The organism is Plesiomonas shigelloides, from assembly GCF_900087055.1.
Taxonomy (GTDB): Bacteria; Pseudomonadota; Gammaproteobacteria; order Enterobacterales; family CAMTGL01; genus Plesiomonas; species Plesiomonas shigelloides.
Window position 1 is genome coordinate 947,606 of sequence record NZ_LT575468.1, and the last position, 16,692, is coordinate 964,297.

At 54.0% G+C, this 16,692-nt stretch carries 17 protein-coding genes; all 17 read left to right on the plus strand.

What is annotated here, in order from left to right; translation table 11 throughout:
* The first annotated feature begins 24 nt into the window (after nt 1-24).
* The 17 genes from fliS (at nt 25) to fliR (ending at nt 16,691) form a co-directional block, all read left to right on the plus strand.
* Complete coding sequence (gene fliS / locus NCTC9997_RS04185) at nt 25-429, plus strand: flagellar export chaperone FliS (protein WP_039045265.1); 405 nt, start codon at nt 25-27, stop codon at nt 427-429.
* Nucleotides 430-672: 243 nt separating this feature from the next.
* Complete coding sequence (locus NCTC9997_RS04190) at nt 673-2,202, plus strand: sigma-54 dependent transcriptional regulator (RefSeq protein WP_039045266.1); 1,530 nt, start codon at nt 673-675, stop codon at nt 2,200-2,202.
* A gap of 747 nt (nt 2,203-2,949) precedes the next feature.
* Nucleotides 2,950-4,626 carry a sigma 54-interacting transcriptional regulator gene (locus tag NCTC9997_RS15405; RefSeq protein WP_064977401.1) on the plus strand — a complete coding sequence of 559 codons (1,677 nt, stop codon included), beginning with the start codon at nt 2,950-2,952 and terminating at the stop codon, nt 4,624-4,626.
* 155 nt (nt 4,627-4,781) lie between these two features.
* A complete protein-coding gene (gene fliE / locus NCTC9997_RS04200) occupies nt 4,782-5,105 on the plus strand; it encodes a flagellar hook-basal body complex protein FliE (RefSeq protein WP_010862198.1) in 324 nt (107 codons plus the stop codon).
* Nucleotides 5,106-5,122: 17 nt separating this feature from the next.
* Nucleotides 5,123-6,832 carry a flagellar basal-body MS-ring/collar protein FliF gene (fliF, locus tag NCTC9997_RS04205; RefSeq protein WP_010862197.1) on the plus strand — a complete coding sequence of 570 codons (1,710 nt, stop codon included), beginning with the start codon at nt 5,123-5,125 and terminating at the stop codon, nt 6,830-6,832.
* Nucleotides 6,822-7,850 carry a flagellar motor switch protein FliG gene (gene fliG / locus NCTC9997_RS04210; protein WP_010862196.1) on the plus strand — a complete coding sequence of 343 codons (1,029 nt, stop codon included), beginning with the start codon at nt 6,822-6,824 and terminating at the stop codon, nt 7,848-7,850. Before fliF ends, fliG begins: the two co-directional genes overlap by 11 nt.
* Nucleotides 7,851-7,866: 16 nt before the next feature.
* Nucleotides 7,867-8,835 carry a flagellar assembly protein FliH gene (gene fliH, locus NCTC9997_RS04215; RefSeq protein WP_052181454.1) on the plus strand — a complete coding sequence of 323 codons (969 nt, stop codon included), beginning with the start codon at nt 7,867-7,869 and terminating at the stop codon, nt 8,833-8,835.
* Nucleotides 8,822-10,141, plus strand: a complete 1,320-nt coding sequence (gene fliI, locus NCTC9997_RS04220) for a flagellar protein export ATPase FliI (RefSeq protein WP_064977402.1) — start codon at nt 8,822-8,824, stop codon at nt 10,139-10,141. Before fliH ends, fliI begins: the two co-directional genes overlap by 14 nt.
* An 18-nt stretch (nt 10,142-10,159) precedes the next feature.
* Nucleotides 10,160-10,600 (plus strand): flagellar export protein FliJ, encoded by a 441-nt coding sequence (fliJ, locus tag NCTC9997_RS04225; protein ID WP_010862193.1) that lies wholly within the window; start codon nt 10,160-10,162, stop codon nt 10,598-10,600.
* 243 nt (nt 10,601-10,843) lie between these two features.
* Nucleotides 10,844-12,310, plus strand: coding sequence for a flagellar hook-length control protein FliK (locus NCTC9997_RS04230; protein WP_064977403.1), 1,467 nt, complete (start codon nt 10,844-10,846; stop codon nt 12,308-12,310).
* A gap of 47 nt (nt 12,311-12,357) precedes the next feature.
* Nucleotides 12,358-12,852 carry a flagellar basal body-associated FliL family protein gene (locus NCTC9997_RS04235; RefSeq protein ID WP_010862191.1) on the plus strand — a complete coding sequence of 165 codons (495 nt, stop codon included), beginning with the start codon at nt 12,358-12,360 and terminating at the stop codon, nt 12,850-12,852.
* A gap of 8 nt (nt 12,853-12,860) precedes the next feature.
* Entirely contained in the window at nt 12,861-13,904 is a 1,044-nt protein-coding gene (fliM, locus tag NCTC9997_RS04240) for a flagellar motor switch protein FliM (RefSeq protein ID WP_010862190.1), read from the plus strand.
* The gene (fliN, locus tag NCTC9997_RS04245; protein WP_036768569.1) at nt 13,897-14,292 is read left to right on the plus strand and encodes a flagellar motor switch protein FliN; all 396 of its coding nucleotides are present in this window, start codon (nt 13,897-13,899) and stop codon (nt 14,290-14,292) included. The genes fliM and fliN overlap by 8 nt, the downstream gene beginning before the upstream one ends.
* 2 nt (nt 14,293-14,294) lie before the next feature.
* Nucleotides 14,295-14,714 carry a flagellar biosynthetic protein FliO gene (gene fliO, locus NCTC9997_RS04250; protein ID WP_064977404.1) on the plus strand — a complete coding sequence of 140 codons (420 nt, stop codon included), beginning with the start codon at nt 14,295-14,297 and terminating at the stop codon, nt 14,712-14,714.
* A complete protein-coding gene (gene fliP, locus NCTC9997_RS04255; protein ID WP_052181453.1) occupies nt 14,714-15,499 on the plus strand; it encodes a flagellar type III secretion system pore protein FliP in 786 nt (261 codons plus the stop codon). The genes fliO and fliP overlap by 1 nt, the downstream gene beginning before the upstream one ends.
* A 128-nt stretch (nt 15,500-15,627) precedes the next feature.
* On the plus strand, nt 15,628-15,897 hold the full coding sequence (gene fliQ, locus NCTC9997_RS04260) for a flagellar biosynthesis protein FliQ (RefSeq protein WP_047708894.1): 270 nt from the start codon (nt 15,628-15,630) through the stop codon (nt 15,895-15,897).
* Complete coding sequence (gene fliR / locus NCTC9997_RS04265) at nt 15,897-16,691, plus strand: flagellar biosynthetic protein FliR (protein ID WP_039045268.1); 795 nt, start codon at nt 15,897-15,899, stop codon at nt 16,689-16,691. The genes fliQ and fliR overlap by 1 nt, the downstream gene beginning before the upstream one ends.
* Nucleotide 16,692: the final 1 nt, after the last annotated feature.

The window sequence follows — 16,692 nt, forward strand, 5'->3', positions numbered from 1 at the left end:
ATGCAGTAAAGGTGAATTTAAATAATGCGTGGCACATTACAAGCTTATAAAAAAGTATCCGTAGACAGTCAGTTAGATGCGGCATCACCACACCGGATTATTCAGATGCTGCTTGCCGGCGCTATTGAGCGTTTAATTCAAGGTAAGGCGGCGATGCAGGCCGGAAATACCGCGCAAAAGGGTGAGCGGCTAGGAAAGGCGATTGATATATTGACTAACCTAAAGGCCAGTTTGACCCGTGAAACGCCAGAGGCGGAAGCGATTGCTAATAATCTTGAAGGGTTATATGACTATATGATTCGTCAAGTTTTTGACGCTAATGTCAATAATGAGACAGCAGGTCTTGACACCGTTATCGAATTATTACGTGAGATAAAAAGCTCATGGGATCAAATACCTGCAGATTTACATCATATCGGTGCGGAATAAATTCGTTACAGAATTGGCAAAAACTTAGGGATGCTGCTAAATAAGCGAGAACAGTGATATGTATCACAATTATTTGTGATAATTTTTTTCTGATGTTATGCTTTTATGACTGAGCGATACGGGATTTTAGTTAATAACCTCACAAAATCACGAAATATTAAATAAAGCTCATGTTATAGGGTAGTCTGATATTGCTATAGTCGCTGCCATAAATACTAGAATCGTTACGTTAGACACATAATCATGCCGGGACTGCAAAAATTTTTACTGATAGAAGATGAGCCTCACCGCCGTGAGGTTCTGACGGTTATTTTTAACTTTATAGGTCAGGAAAATATCGTTGTTTCATCCAGAGATGTAGAGCTGTCTCTGGAGGAAAAGCATTCCTGGGCAGGCTGTTTGCTCGGCCGTATCACAAGTACGGATTCTCAGTATCAAGCAGTGATTGATTTTCTGCGTATCAATCATCATATCCCTGTGATTACGTTTGCTGGGCAGGGCGAGGATTTACAAGGGCTTGCTAACTATGTTGGCGAAGTGGCTGAGCCTCTCAACTACGTTCAGTTAACCGAAGCGCTGGGGCACTGTTACGAATTTCAAGGTAAGCACTCGGCTTCTTATCCGCAAATTACCCGTAAAAACAGTCTATTCCGTAGCCTGGTAGGGCGCAGCCATGCGGTGCAAAATGTGCGCCGTATGATTGAGCAAGTAGCGCCTACTGACGCTAACGTGCTGATTTTAGGTGAGTCTGGTACCGGTAAAGAGGTGGTGGCACGTAATATCCACTATTACTCTGCTCGTCGAGAAGGGCCTTTTGTTCCGTTAAACTGCGGCGCTATTCCAGCCGAATTGTTGGAAAGTGAGCTGTTTGGGCACGAAAAAGGTGCGTTTACCGGTGCCATTTCTGCGCGTAAAGGCCGTTTTGAACTGGCTGAAGGCGGTACACTGTTCTTGGATGAAATCGGCGATATGCCGATGTCCATGCAGGTGAAGCTGCTGCGTGTATTGCAAGAGCGTTGCTTTGAGCGTGTGGGGAGCAATAAGACCATCCGCGCGGATGTGCGAGTGATTGCGGCAACACACCGTAACTTGGAAGAGATGATTGCCAATGGTGAGTTTCGCCAAGACTTGTACTACCGTCTGAATGTATTCCCGATTGATGTCCCAGCACTGCGTGAGCGGGCCGAGGATATTCCTTTGCTATTGCAAGAGTTGCTATCGCGTTTAACTGCCGAAGGTGCTCGCTCCGTTCACTTTACTCCGCGAGCGCTGCACTCACTGTGCGAGTACTCTTGGTCGGGTAATGTGCGTGAGTTGGCGAATTTGGTGGAGCGCTTAGTTATTTTGTATCCGGATGAGCTGATTGATATCTGCCATTTGCCACCGAAATACCGCAGTGTTGAGGTATCGAGCTTCCAGCCGAATACCACACCAGCCGTGCAGGACTTGTCTGCATTACACGGTTATCCGCGTAGCCATGAAGATGAACAAACCGAGCTAGAGCGTGCCGCACTGTCTGAGATCTTCAACGAGGCGGTGCCAGCCACAGGGGCTAGCCAGTCAGAAGGACCGTCTACTTTGGGTGCGTTACCGCCGGAAGGAATGAACCTCAAAGAGATGCTCTCTGATTTGGAGATTGGATTGATTCGTCAAGCGCTGGATGCTCAGTTCTGGGTTGTAGCCCGTGCCGCAGACATGCTGGGTATGCGCCGTACAACATTGGTTGAAAAAATGCGTAAGTACGGATTGAACAAGGAAAGCGCTGCAGTTTGACCGTTTAAGCGTTCTGTTACACATCTTATTAGTTCTGTCTCCAATCAAACACCACTGACTTTTCGGATGCTCCGTTTAAGTAGTGGTGTTTTTTTATGCGTTTTTGATGTTTCTCTTTTTTATTTACAGCTGCCACGAATCCAGTTGCCTCGATGCATATCTCAACTCTCAACTTGATGCTGAGGATTTTTATCATGGTGGCTGCACGTAAATGACAAGTATCATAATGAGACACCTAGTTTGATGTAATTGGCGAATCGTGCTGAATTTTGGTTGTTACCTTAAATTATGAATGTTACCGGTAAAATTGAGCACGATTCGCTAAATATAAGTATGGCTATAGTGTGGTATGCAAAGTTTATTTTCCGCTGCTATGAGCTATTCGGCTCAGTTAATATATGCAGTGGGGTTTGACTGCAATTTTAGCTAAACGTGCGATTGCTAAATAATGATATAAAATAATGTTGGCTAATTATTTTATTATTTCATCATATAATTAACGAATTATATGCACGGCGGCGCACTTGTGCATCTTTGTGTTTTCCAAAATATACGCTTATTGATACATCGATATGATGTGATGAGTTTTCTGTTCTTATCTTGAAACCGCATCGGCTTTTATATGATGCTTTTACCGTACACTAAGGATAACCACACCGATTCTGCTGCTCTGGTCTGCTATTTGCTTAGTTCTCCATAAATCACTGTTTTCAGTCAGTGCGACTTAAGCAAAATGAAGGTGGAACCATGTCTGACCCTGTCGCTCCTCTCTTGCAACCGGCTGCCTATTATCAGCAAATGATTGCGGCGATGCCGGTGGCTGTGATTGTGCTGAATGGGCATGGTTATGTGGCCGAGGCCAATGCGGAAGCAGTGCGTTTGCTGGGCGAGCCTCTGTGTGGTGAGCGTTGGTTAGATATTATCCAACGCTGTTTTGCACCACAAAAAGATGATGGTCATGAAGTGTCGCTGCGTGATGGGCGACGGGTGCGGGTGGCGCTGTCTGCAACCGATGCGGGGCAACTCATCTTGATCACTGATTTGACCGATTCGCGCTTGTTACAGGCGCGAGTGAGTAAGCAGCAACAGCGTTCGTCACTGGGCCAAATCTTGGCCTCGGTCGCGCATCAACTGCATGCGCCGCTTTCATCGGCGTTGCTATACGCTGAAGAGTTACAGTCGGCGGCCTTGCAGCCTGAGCAGCGACAGCGTTTTCAGCGCAAGCTGTACGAGCGATTACAGGAGCTCAGTGCGCAAGCGCAGGATATGCGCCGTTTTTGTCGGCAAAATCCACTGTCTAGCAATAGCCCATCGTCGAACAATAGCGAACAGTACGGTACTGAGCTGACCTCTGAGTGTGCCAGTCAGCCGGTGATCCATGATGCTCGTTCGTGCCATTTGTATACCTTAGCCGAAAAAGTGGCGGCGACCGATGCGACGGTGATGATCCAAGGGCCGAGTGGGGTCGGTAAAGAGGTGCTAGCGCGTTTTATCCATCAGCACTCACCGCGAGCCGGTGCGCCATTCGTGGCGATTAACTGCGCGGCGATCCCGGATCACATGTTGGAAGCCACCTTGTTTGGCTATGAAAAGGGCGCGTTTACCGGCGCGGTGCAAGCTTGTCCAGGGAAGTTTGAGCAGGCGCAAGGCGGTACCTTACTGCTGGATGAAATCAGTGAGATGGCGCTTAGCCTGCAGGCGAAATTATTGCGGGTGCTACAAGAGCGTGAAGTGGAGCGCTTAGGGGGACGCAAGACTATCAGCCTGAACGTACGGGTGCTGGCGACCTCGAACCGGCAGCTGCTGGATGCGGTGCGTCAGGGCGAATTTCGTGAAGATCTCTACTATCGCTTGAATGTGTTTCCACTGCACTTGAGCGCCTTGCGTGAGCGACCGGATGACATTATCCCGCTGGCGCATTATCTGCTCGCGCGCCATGCTGCGCGTGATTATCAGCTGACAGGGCGCAGTACCTTACCGCGTTTGACTGCCGACGCGGCGCAGCTGCTGCGCCGTTACCGCTGGCCGGGCAACGTGCGTGAACTGGACAACGTGATGCAGCGCGCCTTGATCTTATCCGCTAGCGATGAAATCGGCGTGCATGACATTTTGCTGGAGCCTGAGCAGTGTCAAACGGCCATGACGCCATCCCTGAGCGAGTTTTCCCCTGCAGTGAGCCATGCGGAGCAAGACGCTCTGAGCGCAGCGTTACCCGAGGCAGGCTTGGATCCTGCGATAAGCGCAACCTCGGCGGCTACCCTCGATGGTGACCTGCGTTTGCAGGAAGCCAACTTGATTTTACAGGCGCTGCACGCCTGCGATGGGCGCCGCCTCGAAACTGCGGAGCGCCTCGGCATTAGCCCTCGCACCTTGCGCTACAAACTGGCTCGCATGCGCGATAGCGGGATAGCGATCCCGCAGTAATCCCGCATCGCATTTTTTTGCTACAGCAGAGGTTGGCGATTTCGGTGCGAGTGATGCCACATTTTGGTTCGCCGGATGTGGTATCTAAATTGCATGAGGGGTAATTAATCTTAATTTAAGTCGTTCTGATGACGTTTTGACGATGGAGTTTGAGGATGGAATTGTCCGCAATACAGCAAGAAATGAAGAGCATGGCTCTGGATGCTGCGGGATCCGCGCGCAGCCTGCCGGTAACGGGTACGGCGCAGAACAGTGCTTTGGACTTCTCTGCTTTATTAGGGGATGCCATCAACCATGTCAACGGTCTGCAAAAGGCCTCTAACACCATGGCGACGCGCTTTGATGCCGGCGATCACAGTGTTGGGCTGGCAGATGTGATGATCGCGGGGCAAAAATCCTCCGTGGCCTTTGAGGCGACGGTACAGGTACGTAATAAGCTGCTTGAAGCTTATAAAGAAATCATGAGTATGCCTGTCTGACGGCACGCGGTTGAATTATGGCAGACTCCAGTACAACTTTAGCAACAGCAACCGATCCGGTGGGCGCAGGTAGCGCCGGACAAAATCCGGATCTGGGTGAGCGCTCCTCGCGCTTTGAATTTCTCTCGCAGGTCGACTGGCTACGCCAGCTGATCTTGGTCGTGGCAGTCGCAATTTGTATTGCGCTGATTATCTTTGCTTTTTTCTGGGCTCAAGAGCCGGAAATGCGTCCGCTTGGCACTTACGGTAACGAAGAGTTGGTGCAGACGCTGGACTATCTTGACCAGAACAAAGTGCCCTACAAACTCGATGGCAACACCATCAAGGTCGCTCAAGACCAATATCAGAAAGTCCAACTGATGCTGACCCGTGCCGGGCTGGATAAACCGGCTGATAACGGTGATAGCATCTTGCTCAGTGATATGGGCTTTGGGGTTTCGCAGCGTCTGGAGCGGGAACGCCTGAAGCTAAGCCGTGAGCGGCAGTTGGCGTCGGCGATTGAGCAAATTCGCAACGTGATGAAGGCGCAGGTTCTGTTGGCGCTGCCGCGTGAGAGCGTGTTTATCCGCGATCAGAACAACGCCAGTGCCAGCGTGATGGTGACGCTGCGCGCCGGTAAGAGCCTGACTCAGGAAGAGGTGGACTCGATTGTGGATATGGTCGCATCGGCCGTACCGGGATTGAGCACCACGCGGGTGACGGTTTCCGATCAAACCGGTCGTTTGCTGAATTCCGGCAGCCAAGATCCAGCGTCAATGGCCCAGCGTCGGGAATTTGACTTACAGCGGCAGCAAGAAAAAGCGCTGCGCGAAAAGATTGACTCCATCCTGATCCCGGTCTTGGGCATGGGCGCCTATACCGCCGAAGTCGGCGTGCTGATGGATTTTACCCAGCGCGAACAGACGCAAAAGCAGTTTGACCAAGACAAACCGGCGATGCGCAGTGAGTTTAGCCGCGAGAACGTGAACCGTGGCCGTGGTGTGGCCGGCGTACCGGGCGCGCTGAGCAATCAGCCACCGGCGGACTCTTCAATTCCGCAGGATGTTAAAGCACTGCAAAACGGTGACAAGCTTTCCGACGGTAGCTTTAGCAAAGAGTCGACTCGTAACTACGAGGTGGATACCACCATTAAGCACACCCGTCAGGCGACCGGTCAGCTGGAGAAAATGAGCGTTTCGGTGGCGGTGGATTACAAGCCGGGTACGGCGCCGGATACCGGCAATGCGGTGCGTGTGGCGCGAAATGATGCTGAACTGGAAAACTTACGTCGCTTGCTGATTGGCGGTTTGGGTATGGACATGAAGCGCGGCGACGTGCTGGAGCTGGTCTCCGTACCTTTCGCGTCTACCGATGCCTTGGCCGATATTACCGAGCCGGCGTTCTGGGAAAGTGAGAACTTCCGTCAGAGCATTCGATATCTGTCTGCGGCGCTGGTGGTGGTGGTTCTGCTGCTGGTGCTGGTGCGTCCGGCGATGCAGCGTCTGCTCAATCCGAAGATCGACAAGCAACTGCAAGAAGATGCCGAAAACGAATTGCTGCAAGAAGACGAGCTCAAATTGCTCAGCAGCGATTTGGAAGACAGCACCCTGTCGATAGGCAGTATGTTGGAGCTGCCGAACTTGCACCGAGATGAAGATCTGGTGAAAGCCGTGCGGGCTCTGGCCGCGAACGAGCCTGAGTTGGCAACGCAAGTAATTAAGTACTGGCTGGAAAACCATGACAAATGATAATGAGCTGGCCCCTTCGGTCTCGATGTCGGGGCTGGAGATGGCCTCGATTTTGTTGCTGAGCCTGAGCGAAGAAGACGCCGGTAACATTCTCAGCAAACTCGAGCCTAAGCAGGTGCAGAAACTGGGCCGTCAGATGGCGGTCACCCTCGACCCGGGTCACGATCAGGTGTCGTATGTGCATCGCCGCTTTGTGGATGATATCCAGAAATTCACCAGCATTGGTGTCGGTAGCCATGACTTCGTGCGTAATGCCTTGGTGGCGGCACTGGGTGAAGATAAAGCCAGCAATCTGGTGGATCAGATCATCTTGTCCAGTGGCTCCAAAGGCTTGGATACCCTCAAGTGGATGGATGCGCGTCAGGTGGCCAGCATCATCCAGCACGAACACCCGCAGATCCAGACCATTGTGTTGGCCTATCTGGAGCCGGATCAGTCGGCCAGTATCTTGGCCCAGTTCCCAGAGCGGGTACGTCTGGATTTGACCATGCGTATAGCGAACTTGTCCGAGGTTCAGCCAGCCGCGCTGCAAGAGCTGAACGACATCATGGAGAAACAGTTCGCCGGTCAAGCCGGTGCCCAGTCTGCGAAGATGGGTGGACCGAAGGCGGCGGCCGAGATCATGAACTATCTGGACACCTCTATCGAATCGCCATTGATGGATTCTCTGCGCGAGCACGACGAAGAGCTGGCTCAGCAGATCCACGATCTGATGTTTGTGTTCGACAACCTGATGGACGTGGAAGATCGCGGTATTCAGATGTTGTTGCGCGAAGTGCCGAACGATGTGCTGCAGCGGGCTCTCAAAGGCGCCGACGAACACCTGCGCGAAAAGGTATACCGCAATATGTCCAAACGGGCGGTGGAAATGCTGCGCGAAGATCTGGAAGCCATGGGCCCAGTACGGGTCGCCGATGTGGAGGCCGCCCAGAAAGAGGTGCTGGCTATCATTCGTCGGATGGCCGATGCCGGCGAGATTGTGATCAACAGCCCTGGCAGTGGCGATCAGTTTATCTAAGCGGTGAGGTAACCAGATGGATGAGCGTCAAACCGGCCGCTATGTGCGCCCCGACGAGACCGCAGCCGAGCAGTTTGAAAGCTGGTCGCTGCCCGATTACAGTCACGAGGTGCTGGATGAAAGCACCTTAAACGCGCTGGGCTATAACCGCACAATCCGCTGGCCGGATCCCGAGCCGGAGCAGGAAGAGAGCGTACCGGCGCTGACTGCCGAAGAGCTGGAGCAAATTCATCAGGCCGCCCGCGATGAGGGATTTGCCGCTGGTCACGCCGAAGGTAAACAAGAAGGTTTTACCGCCGGTCACGCCGAAGGTAAGAGCGCCGGTTTCACTGAAGGGCTGGCCGAAGGCCGTGAGCAGGGCATTGCCGAAGGGCAAGCCGAAATCGCGCAGCATGTGCAGGCGTTGACTCAGGCGCTGGGTCAGTTGCATCAGCCTTTGCGCGATATCGACACCCAGCTCGAGCAGCAACTGCTGCACATGGTGCTGACGCTGACTCGCGAAGTGACGCAAACCGAGGTCAGTCTCAATCCGGCAGTATTGCTGGAGACTTTGCGCCAAGCCATTGCCGCGCTGCCGGTTGCTGCCGAACATCCGTTAATCTGTCTGCATCCGCAGGATTTAGCGTGCGTTGAGCAGCACTATTCGCCAGAGCAAATTCGTGAGCAGGGTTGGCGTTTGCGCGCCGATCCGGCGATGGCGCGCGGCGATGTGCGGGTCAGTGAGCATGTCTCGCAAGTGCGCTGTGATATGGCGCAGCGTCTGGCGCAAGTGCTGGAGCAATTTCGCCATGTGAACCATCGCCGCTTAGAAGCACTAGATGAAGCGGTACAGGCTGCGCATGATCGCATGCCGCCGGCACCGCCTGAGCTCGCGCCAGATGAGTCAGCTCCAGCGCAGCTAACGCCAGAGCAGGCCAATTCCCTTTCTGATACCAGTGCTGAGCCACAGCGCAGCGATGCGGAGACCGCGCATGTCCCTGCGTGAGTCGCTGGCCGCTTATCAATGCCGCAATCTTGCCGATAAGCCGGTGGCGGCCGGTAAACTGGTGCGCGTGGTCGGGTTGACCTTGGAAGCCATTGGCTGCCGTGCGCCGGTCGGTAGCCTGTGCCTGATTGAAACTGTCTCTGGTGAGATGGAAGCTGAAGTGGTCGGCTTTAGCGGCGATACCCTGTTTTTGATGCCCACAGAGCCGTTAACCGGCGTGTTACCGGGTGCGCGCGTCACGCCGATTGTCAGCAAGCAAGGGATCCCGGTGGGGCCGGAGCTATTAGGGCGCATTATCGATGGTGTTGGCCGTCCGCTCGATGGCTTAGGGCCGCTGCGCTGTCAGCAAAGCGCCGATTTTTCTGCTGCGCCGATTAACCCGCTGCAACGTAAACCGATCCATGAAGTGCTGGATGTCGGCATCAAGGCCATCAACAGCATGCTGACGGTAGGCAAGGGTCAGCGTATTGGCCTGTTTGCCGGCTCCGGTGTTGGTAAGTCGGTAACCCTCGGCATGATGACCCGCGGTACTACCGCGCAGGTGGTGGTAGTGGGCCTGATCGGGGAGCGTGGCCGTGAGGTGCGTGAATTTATCGAAGAGATTTTAGGTGAAGAGGGGCGTCGTCGTTCGGTGGTGATCGCCGCGCCGGCGGATTCTTCACCGCTGATGCGTCTGAAAGGCTGTCAGACGGCGCTAACGGTCGCCGAATATTTTCGTGATCAGGGGCAAGATGTGCTGCTGCTGATGGACTCACTGACCCGTTTTGCTCAAGCGCAGCGGGAAATCGCGCTGTCGGTCGGCGAGCCTCCGGCCACCAAAGGCTATCCGCCGTCGGTATTTGCCAAACTGCCGGCACTGGTGGAGCGCGCCGGTAATGGCGCGGAAGGGAAGGGTTCGATCACCGCATTCTTTACCGTACTGAGTGAAGGTGATGACCTGCAAGACCCGATTGCCGATGCATCGCGGGCCATTCTTGATGGTCACATCGTGTTATCGCGCCAATTGGCTGATGCCGGTCACTATCCTGCGATTGATGTTGAGCGCTCGGTTAGCCGAGTGATGCCAGCGATTACCAGCAATGAGCATCAACTGATGGCACGCGCGGTGCGGCAAATTTGTGCCACCTACAACCGCAATCAGGATCTGATTGCCATCGGCGCTTATCAGCGCGGCAATGATCCGCGGGTGGATCAGGCGATTGATTTTAAACCGAAGGTCGATGAGTACCTGCAACAGGGTATGAAAGATGTCTGGCCGTTTGATCGCTGTGTCAGTGATCTGAAACAGGTTCTGCTCGGTGGTTGACGCAGAGGTTAATGCAACATGAAAGCCTTGGATTTACTGTTAGAGCAAGCCGGTAAAAAAGAGCAAGATGCCTCCGGCCATCTGTCACAAGCGCGCCAGCAATTGAGCATGCATGAGGCGCAGATGGAGCGGATCCATGAGTATCGCTATGACTACTGCCAACAGATGTCACAGCGCGGTTGTGCTGGTTTAAATGCCAGTGAATATCACCATCTGCAGCAGTTTATTGGCCATTTGGATCAGAATCTGGTCAAACAAAACTATGCTCGCCGCACCTTTGAAGAGCAAGCGGACCGCGCGCGTGAGCTGTGGCTGGATGCCAAGCAAAAACGCAAATCCCTCGAAATGCTGGTGGAGCGCCGCGAAAAACAAAAGCAGCAAAAAGCCGCGCGCGAAGAGCAAAAATTAAATGATGAGATGGCGGCGCAGTTGCTGCGCCGTTTACAAACTCAGCGTTAATCCGCATGCAGCAGATAGCCGCGTTGGGTGACGTAGCGTGCTAAAGCGCACTGGTGTGATTCGCGCGGATATGATTGGCGCAACTATCTTAGCCGCAAGCATCTTGGCAGGATGTCAATTTGTTGGCGTGCTTTTTGCTCATATGGTTGAGTAATTGACGCGATTTGATCTGCGCCGCATTTTGCTTGGCCGGTCAGCCGCGCTCTGTTCCCTGCATGATTAATTATCCTAAGGAAGGTTGAGATGCCACAATCCGTTCTTCTTCCCGCCGCGCCATCCGCCGCTGGCAGTGCCGGCCCCGTGTCTCAAACTTCGACTCCAACGTCGGGCTCTGCACGCTCAGCCTCTGCGAGCGGTCGCTTTGATGAATGCCTGAACAAAGCGCAGCAGCGTGATGAGCGGCAAAAAGATGCCGCCGGTAAAAAAGCAGATAACAATGCAAACACGGCGGCCAGCGATAAGGCGGGCAATACCGATAAAACCGACAAAACAGATAAGTCGGATAAATCCCACAAAGCCGATAAAAAAGATAAAGCGGCCGCGAATAAAGACAAAAAAGATCTCGCGGTAGACGCCAATGCGAATACTGCCGACACTGCTGCGACTAAGCCGCAAGAGGCGGCTGACGACTCAGCTAGCGGTGATAAGACCCTGACTATCGATACTTCCGAGGCAGAGAGCGAAGCGTCCGCCAAGGCTTCGCCAAGCATGGATGCCAATAGCGCAGCCAGCAAAGCCGAGACCGTGGCCAGTGCCAGCGATGATCCGTGGCTGCAGCAAATCACCGCGAGCCGTCAGGCCTTGCAGTCAGCAAAAGGTGCCGAGGGCGGCGCAGGCAGTGCCAGCAAAGAAGCGAACCTGAACGCCTTGAGTCAGTTGACCGGCGTGTCAGGCCGCACGCAAGTGCCGAGCGTAGAATTAGATGCCAGTGGCAAACTGAACGCCAGCGCCGAGCAAATGGCGGCGGCATTAAAAGGGGTGGGCGAGCCCAAAGTGGAGGCTTCGGCGGTATCTTCGCAGCATACCGAGAGTGCCTTAAAAATGTTGCTCGGCACCGATGAGCCAAGCGATAACGCGACCAGCAAAGCGGATAGCACCCTGCTGGCCGCGACCAAAGCCGCCACCCATCAGGCTACCGACACCCCAGCGACAGCCGCGCATCCACAAGCGGCCACCCACGATTTTCTCGACAGCTTGCGCCAAGCGCAGGGCAATAACGGTTTGTCGGCAATGCGTCAGCCTGAACCTCAAGCGCCTACGCCGCTGCCGCTGCGTCATCCGGAACAAAGTGCGCAAGCCTTGCAAGAACAGGTACAGTTTTTGCTTAACCGCAAGCTGGATACGGTGGAAATCCGTCTGGACCCGCCAGAGCTGGGCAATTTGCAGATTAAATTGCACCTCAATCAGGATCAGGCGCAAGTCGGGATCGTGGTGCAAAACAGCCATGCGCGCGAGTTACTGGAGCAAACCTTGCCACGGCTGCGTGAAATGCTGGCCCAGCAAGGGATCCAACTGGGACAAACGCAGGTTCAGCAGCAAAGCCAGCAACAGCAAGGCGGTGCGTCGGGTCAAGGTCAGGATCTGCGCGGCGCGCCGGGACACTCTGGCAGCAGCCTCGGCAATGGCAGCGATGTCGGTACTGACGAGGCCCTGACGGTACAGCAGCACACAGTCACCGGCAGCGCACACGCGGTCGATTACTACGCGTAAGACGGTTTCCCCCGCTCCCGTCAGACATTATTAGGAAAAGAGAACAGATGGCAGAGAACCTTACGCTGGATGGCAACGCCAGCGGCAATAATAAAAAACGCTGGCTGATTATCGGCCTGATCGCGCTGCTGGTGATTGGCGCGGGTGCCGGTAGTTACTACTGGTTTGCTGCGGATAAGAGCGAATCCCTGCCGAAAAAAGGCTTCTCGCCGGTATTGGGCACCATGGCGATGTATGTGAATACCTCGCGCCCCTTCGTGTTTAACGTCTCCGGTGGTCTGCGCGATCGCTTGGTGGAGATCCGGGTGCAACTGCTGGTACGCAGTGAAACCGATCGCGCCTTGGTGCAAGCGAACTTACCTCTGATTGAAAGCATTATTTTGTCGTCCTTCTCTGCGGCTACCGTAGAGCAGTGGCGCGATCCGCGCAGCCGTGAATTGCTGCGTGATCAGGCCCTCAAAGAGGTGCGTGATTCGATGGAAAAATTGGTCAACGCACCTGCCGTTGAACAGATCCTGTTAACCAGTTATGTCATGCAGTAAGGTAGCCCGTGTCTGATATCCTCTCACAAGACGAAATTGATGCCCTGTTACACGGGGTGGACGATGTCGTTGACGATGCGCCGGAGCAGCCGAAATCACAGGGTGTGAAGGCCTTTGACTTTTCCTCGCAGGATCGGATTGTCCGTGGCCGGATGCCGACTCTGGAGCTGATTAACGAACGTTTTGCCCGTCACATGCGCATCAGTTTGTTCAACATGATGCGCCGCACTGCCGAAGTGTCGATCAACAGCGTACAAATGCTCAAGTTTGGTGAATACGTGCACACCCTGTTTGTGCCGACCAGCTTGAACATGGTGCGTTTCCGCCCACTAAAGGGCACTGCGTTGATCACGCTTGAAGCGCGCTTAGTGTTCATTTTGGTGGAAAACTTCTTCGGCGGTGATGGCCGTTTCCCAAATAAAGTGGAAGGGCGGGAATTTACCCCTGCCGAGCGCCGAATTATCCAGATGCTGCTTAAGCTGATCTTTGGTGATTACAAAGAGGCGTGGGGACCGGTGATGGATGTCGAGTTCGATTATCTCGACTCCGAAGTGAACCCAGCGATGGCCAACATCGTCAGCCCGACCGAAGTGGTAGTCGTCAGCTCGTTCCATATCGAACTCGATGGCGGCGGTGGCGATGTGCACATCACTATGCCGTATTCGATGCTGGAGCCAATTCGTGAACTGCTGGATGCCGGTGTTCAAGGTGACAAGAGCGACACCGACATGCGTTGGGGCAAGGCCCTGCGCGAAGAGATCATGGAGATCAACGTCGATCTGCGCGCCAAGTTGTTGGATGTCGATCTGACGCTGCGCGATCTGATGAACATGAAAGCGGGCGACATTATTCCGGTGGATATGCCGGAAAACCTGCTGGTATATGTTGAAGACCTGCCGAGCTTCCGTGCCCAGTTAGGGCAGGCCAATGAGAATCTGGCCCTCAAGATCACCGAGCGTCTGAAACGGCCGGAGGTGATGAAAAGTGAACTGTCCCTGATCCGGGGCAGCGATAAATTACTCGATGAAATTGTGGTGTTAGACGATGAGTGATATGACAACCGATCAGGAGAAACTGGCCGCGCAGTGGGCTAGCGAAATGGGCGTGGAAGACGATGGCGTCAAGCGTGCCGAGCTCGAAGAGCTGCAGGACGAAAGTGTGCCGCTCAATCCAAACGAGCGTAAGCGTCTGGACAGCATTCTGGACATTCCGGTGACCATCTCCATGGAAGTGGGTCGCAGTCAGATCAGCATCCGTAACCTGCTGCAATTGAACCAAGGTTCGGTGGTGGAGCTGGAGCGTATTGCCGGTGAGCCGCTGGACGTGATGGTTAACGGCACCTTGATCGCGCACGGCGAAGTGGTGGTGGTGAACGACAAGTTCGGCATCCGTCTGACCGATGTGATCAGCCAAACTGAACGCATCAAGAAGCTGAAGTAAGCATGAAACGTCTTTTACCGGCAGCCGCGTTGCTGCCGTTACCGGCTTGGTCTGCCCAGCCGGACATGAATATCGGCATGGCGCTGATGTCACTGCTGCTGGTGCTGGGTCTGATTGTTGGATTGGGCTGGGTCGCCAAGCGTATGCGATTGCCGTTTAACGGGCATGGCAATATGCGTGTTGAGCAGCAACAGGCGCTCGGTCAGCGCGAGCGGTTGATGGTGGTAAATGTCGAAGGCCAGCGTTTATTGCTGGGGGTGACGCCGCAAAGCATCAGCCTGCTCAAAGAGTTGGGCGACGCGCCGGAAAGTCACGCCAATCCGCCATCGGGCTTTCAGCAGCAGCTCAATGCCCTGCTGGAAAAACGCAAGTCGGCGGCCAAGTCCGCTGCGTCTGCTTCTGATAACGAGTCTGCTCACTGATGTTCCCGACCTTTTCTCGCTTGCGTAGCTTACGGGCTACGTTGCAGCGTCCGCTGTATATTGTCTTGCCGTTGTTGTTGCTGTTACCGGCCGGGGTATGGGCGGCGGGAACCGGTATTCCGGCCATCACCATGAACGATAACCCAGGCGGTGGCACCGATTATTCGGTATCGCTGCAGGTGTTGATCCTGATGACCATGCTGAGCTTCTTGCCAGCCATTGTCATCATGATGACCTCGTTTACTCGCATTATTGTGGTGCTGTCGATTTTGCGCCAAGCCATTGGTCTGCAACAAAGCCCGTCTAACCAGATTTTGATTGGCATTACCTTGTTCATGACCTTGTTTGTAATGTCGCCAGTACTGGACAAGATCAACCAAGATGCCTTGCAGCCTTATATGCGCGAAGAGGTGAGCGCCCAAGAGGCCATTACCCGCGCTCAGAAGCCCCTGCATGCCTTTATGCTGGGACAGACCCGCGAAACCGATTTAGCCACTTTCGTGCGCTTATCCGGTCACAAGGTGCAATCACCGGAGCAGGTCAGCATGACCGTGCTGATCCCAGCGTTTGTGACCAGCGAGCTGAAAACCGCGTTCCAGATTGGCTTTATGCTGTTCCTGCCGTTTTTGATTATCGACTTGGTGGTCGCCAGTGTGTTGATGGCGATGGGTATGATGATGCTGTCGCCGATGATCGTGTCGTTGCCATTTAAGCTGATGCTGTTTGTGCTGGTGGATGGCTGGAATTTGGTTTTAGGCACCTTGGCCGGCAGTTTTGGTATGTAGCGCGGTTTAGCATGTAACTTGTGCATGCGGTTGCGACATGTACAAACTGCCGTTTGGCGTCTCAGTGCATCTTACTCATTAATTTCATGCGTTATCGACGTGTGGCTGCATAGAACAAGGAACCGCAGGTGTCTCCCGAAGCCTTTGTAGAAATCTTTCAGCATGCGCTCTATCAGGTACTGGTGATGGTGTCGGCCATCATGGTGCCGGGGTTGCTGATTGGTCTGGTGGTGGCGGTATTTCAGGCTGCCACCTCGATCAACGAACAGACCTTGAGCTTCTTACCGCGTCTGGTAGTGACCATTTTGGCGCTGATTTTCCTCGGCCACTGGATGACCGGTCAGCTGATGGATTTCTTTTACGCCATGATTGATGACATCCCTCGGGTGATCCGCTGATGGATTGGTTATCGGGCAATATCATGCAGTTTTGGGCCAGTTTCTTGTGGCCGTTTGCCCGTATCAGCAGCATGCTGATGACCATGACCGCCATTGGCGCGGCGTTCGTGCCTGCGCGGGTGCGTTTGCTGTTGGCGGTAGCGGTAACGCTGGCGTCATTGCCCTCCATTCCCGCCATGCCGCAAGGCATTGAGCTGTTTAGCCTACACAGTGCGCTGATCACCGCGCAACAGATCTTAATTGGCGTGGCGATTGGCATGATCTCGCAGTTTCTGACCCAGATCTTTGTGATGCTGGGGCAGGTGGTGAGTATGCAATCGAGCCTCGGTTTTGCCTCAATGGTCGATCCGGCCAGTGGTCAGAATACGCCGCTGCTGGGTCAGATTTATATGATGCTGACGCTGCTGGTGTTTTTGCTGCTCGATGGTCATTTGATCATGATTGAGATGCTGGTGCGCAGTTTTACCACCTTACCGGTGGGGGAAACCGGCATTACCGCTGGCGGCTACCATCTGCTGAGTCAGTGGTTTGGCATTTTGTTTCTCGGCTCAGTGAGTATGTCGTTGTCGGCGATTATCTCGCTGCTGACCGTCAACATCGCGATGGGGATCATGAACCGCGCCGCGCCGCAGCTTAACGTTTACAGCCTCGGCTTTGGTCTGATTTTGCTGTGCGGCTTGTTCTCTCTCTGGTATCTGCTGTCCGCCTTCCCGCGCCACTATGATATTTATTGGCGTGTGGCGCTGGATGATATGTGTACCTTGCTGCACATGACCTGTGGGGATGGTTTGTAAT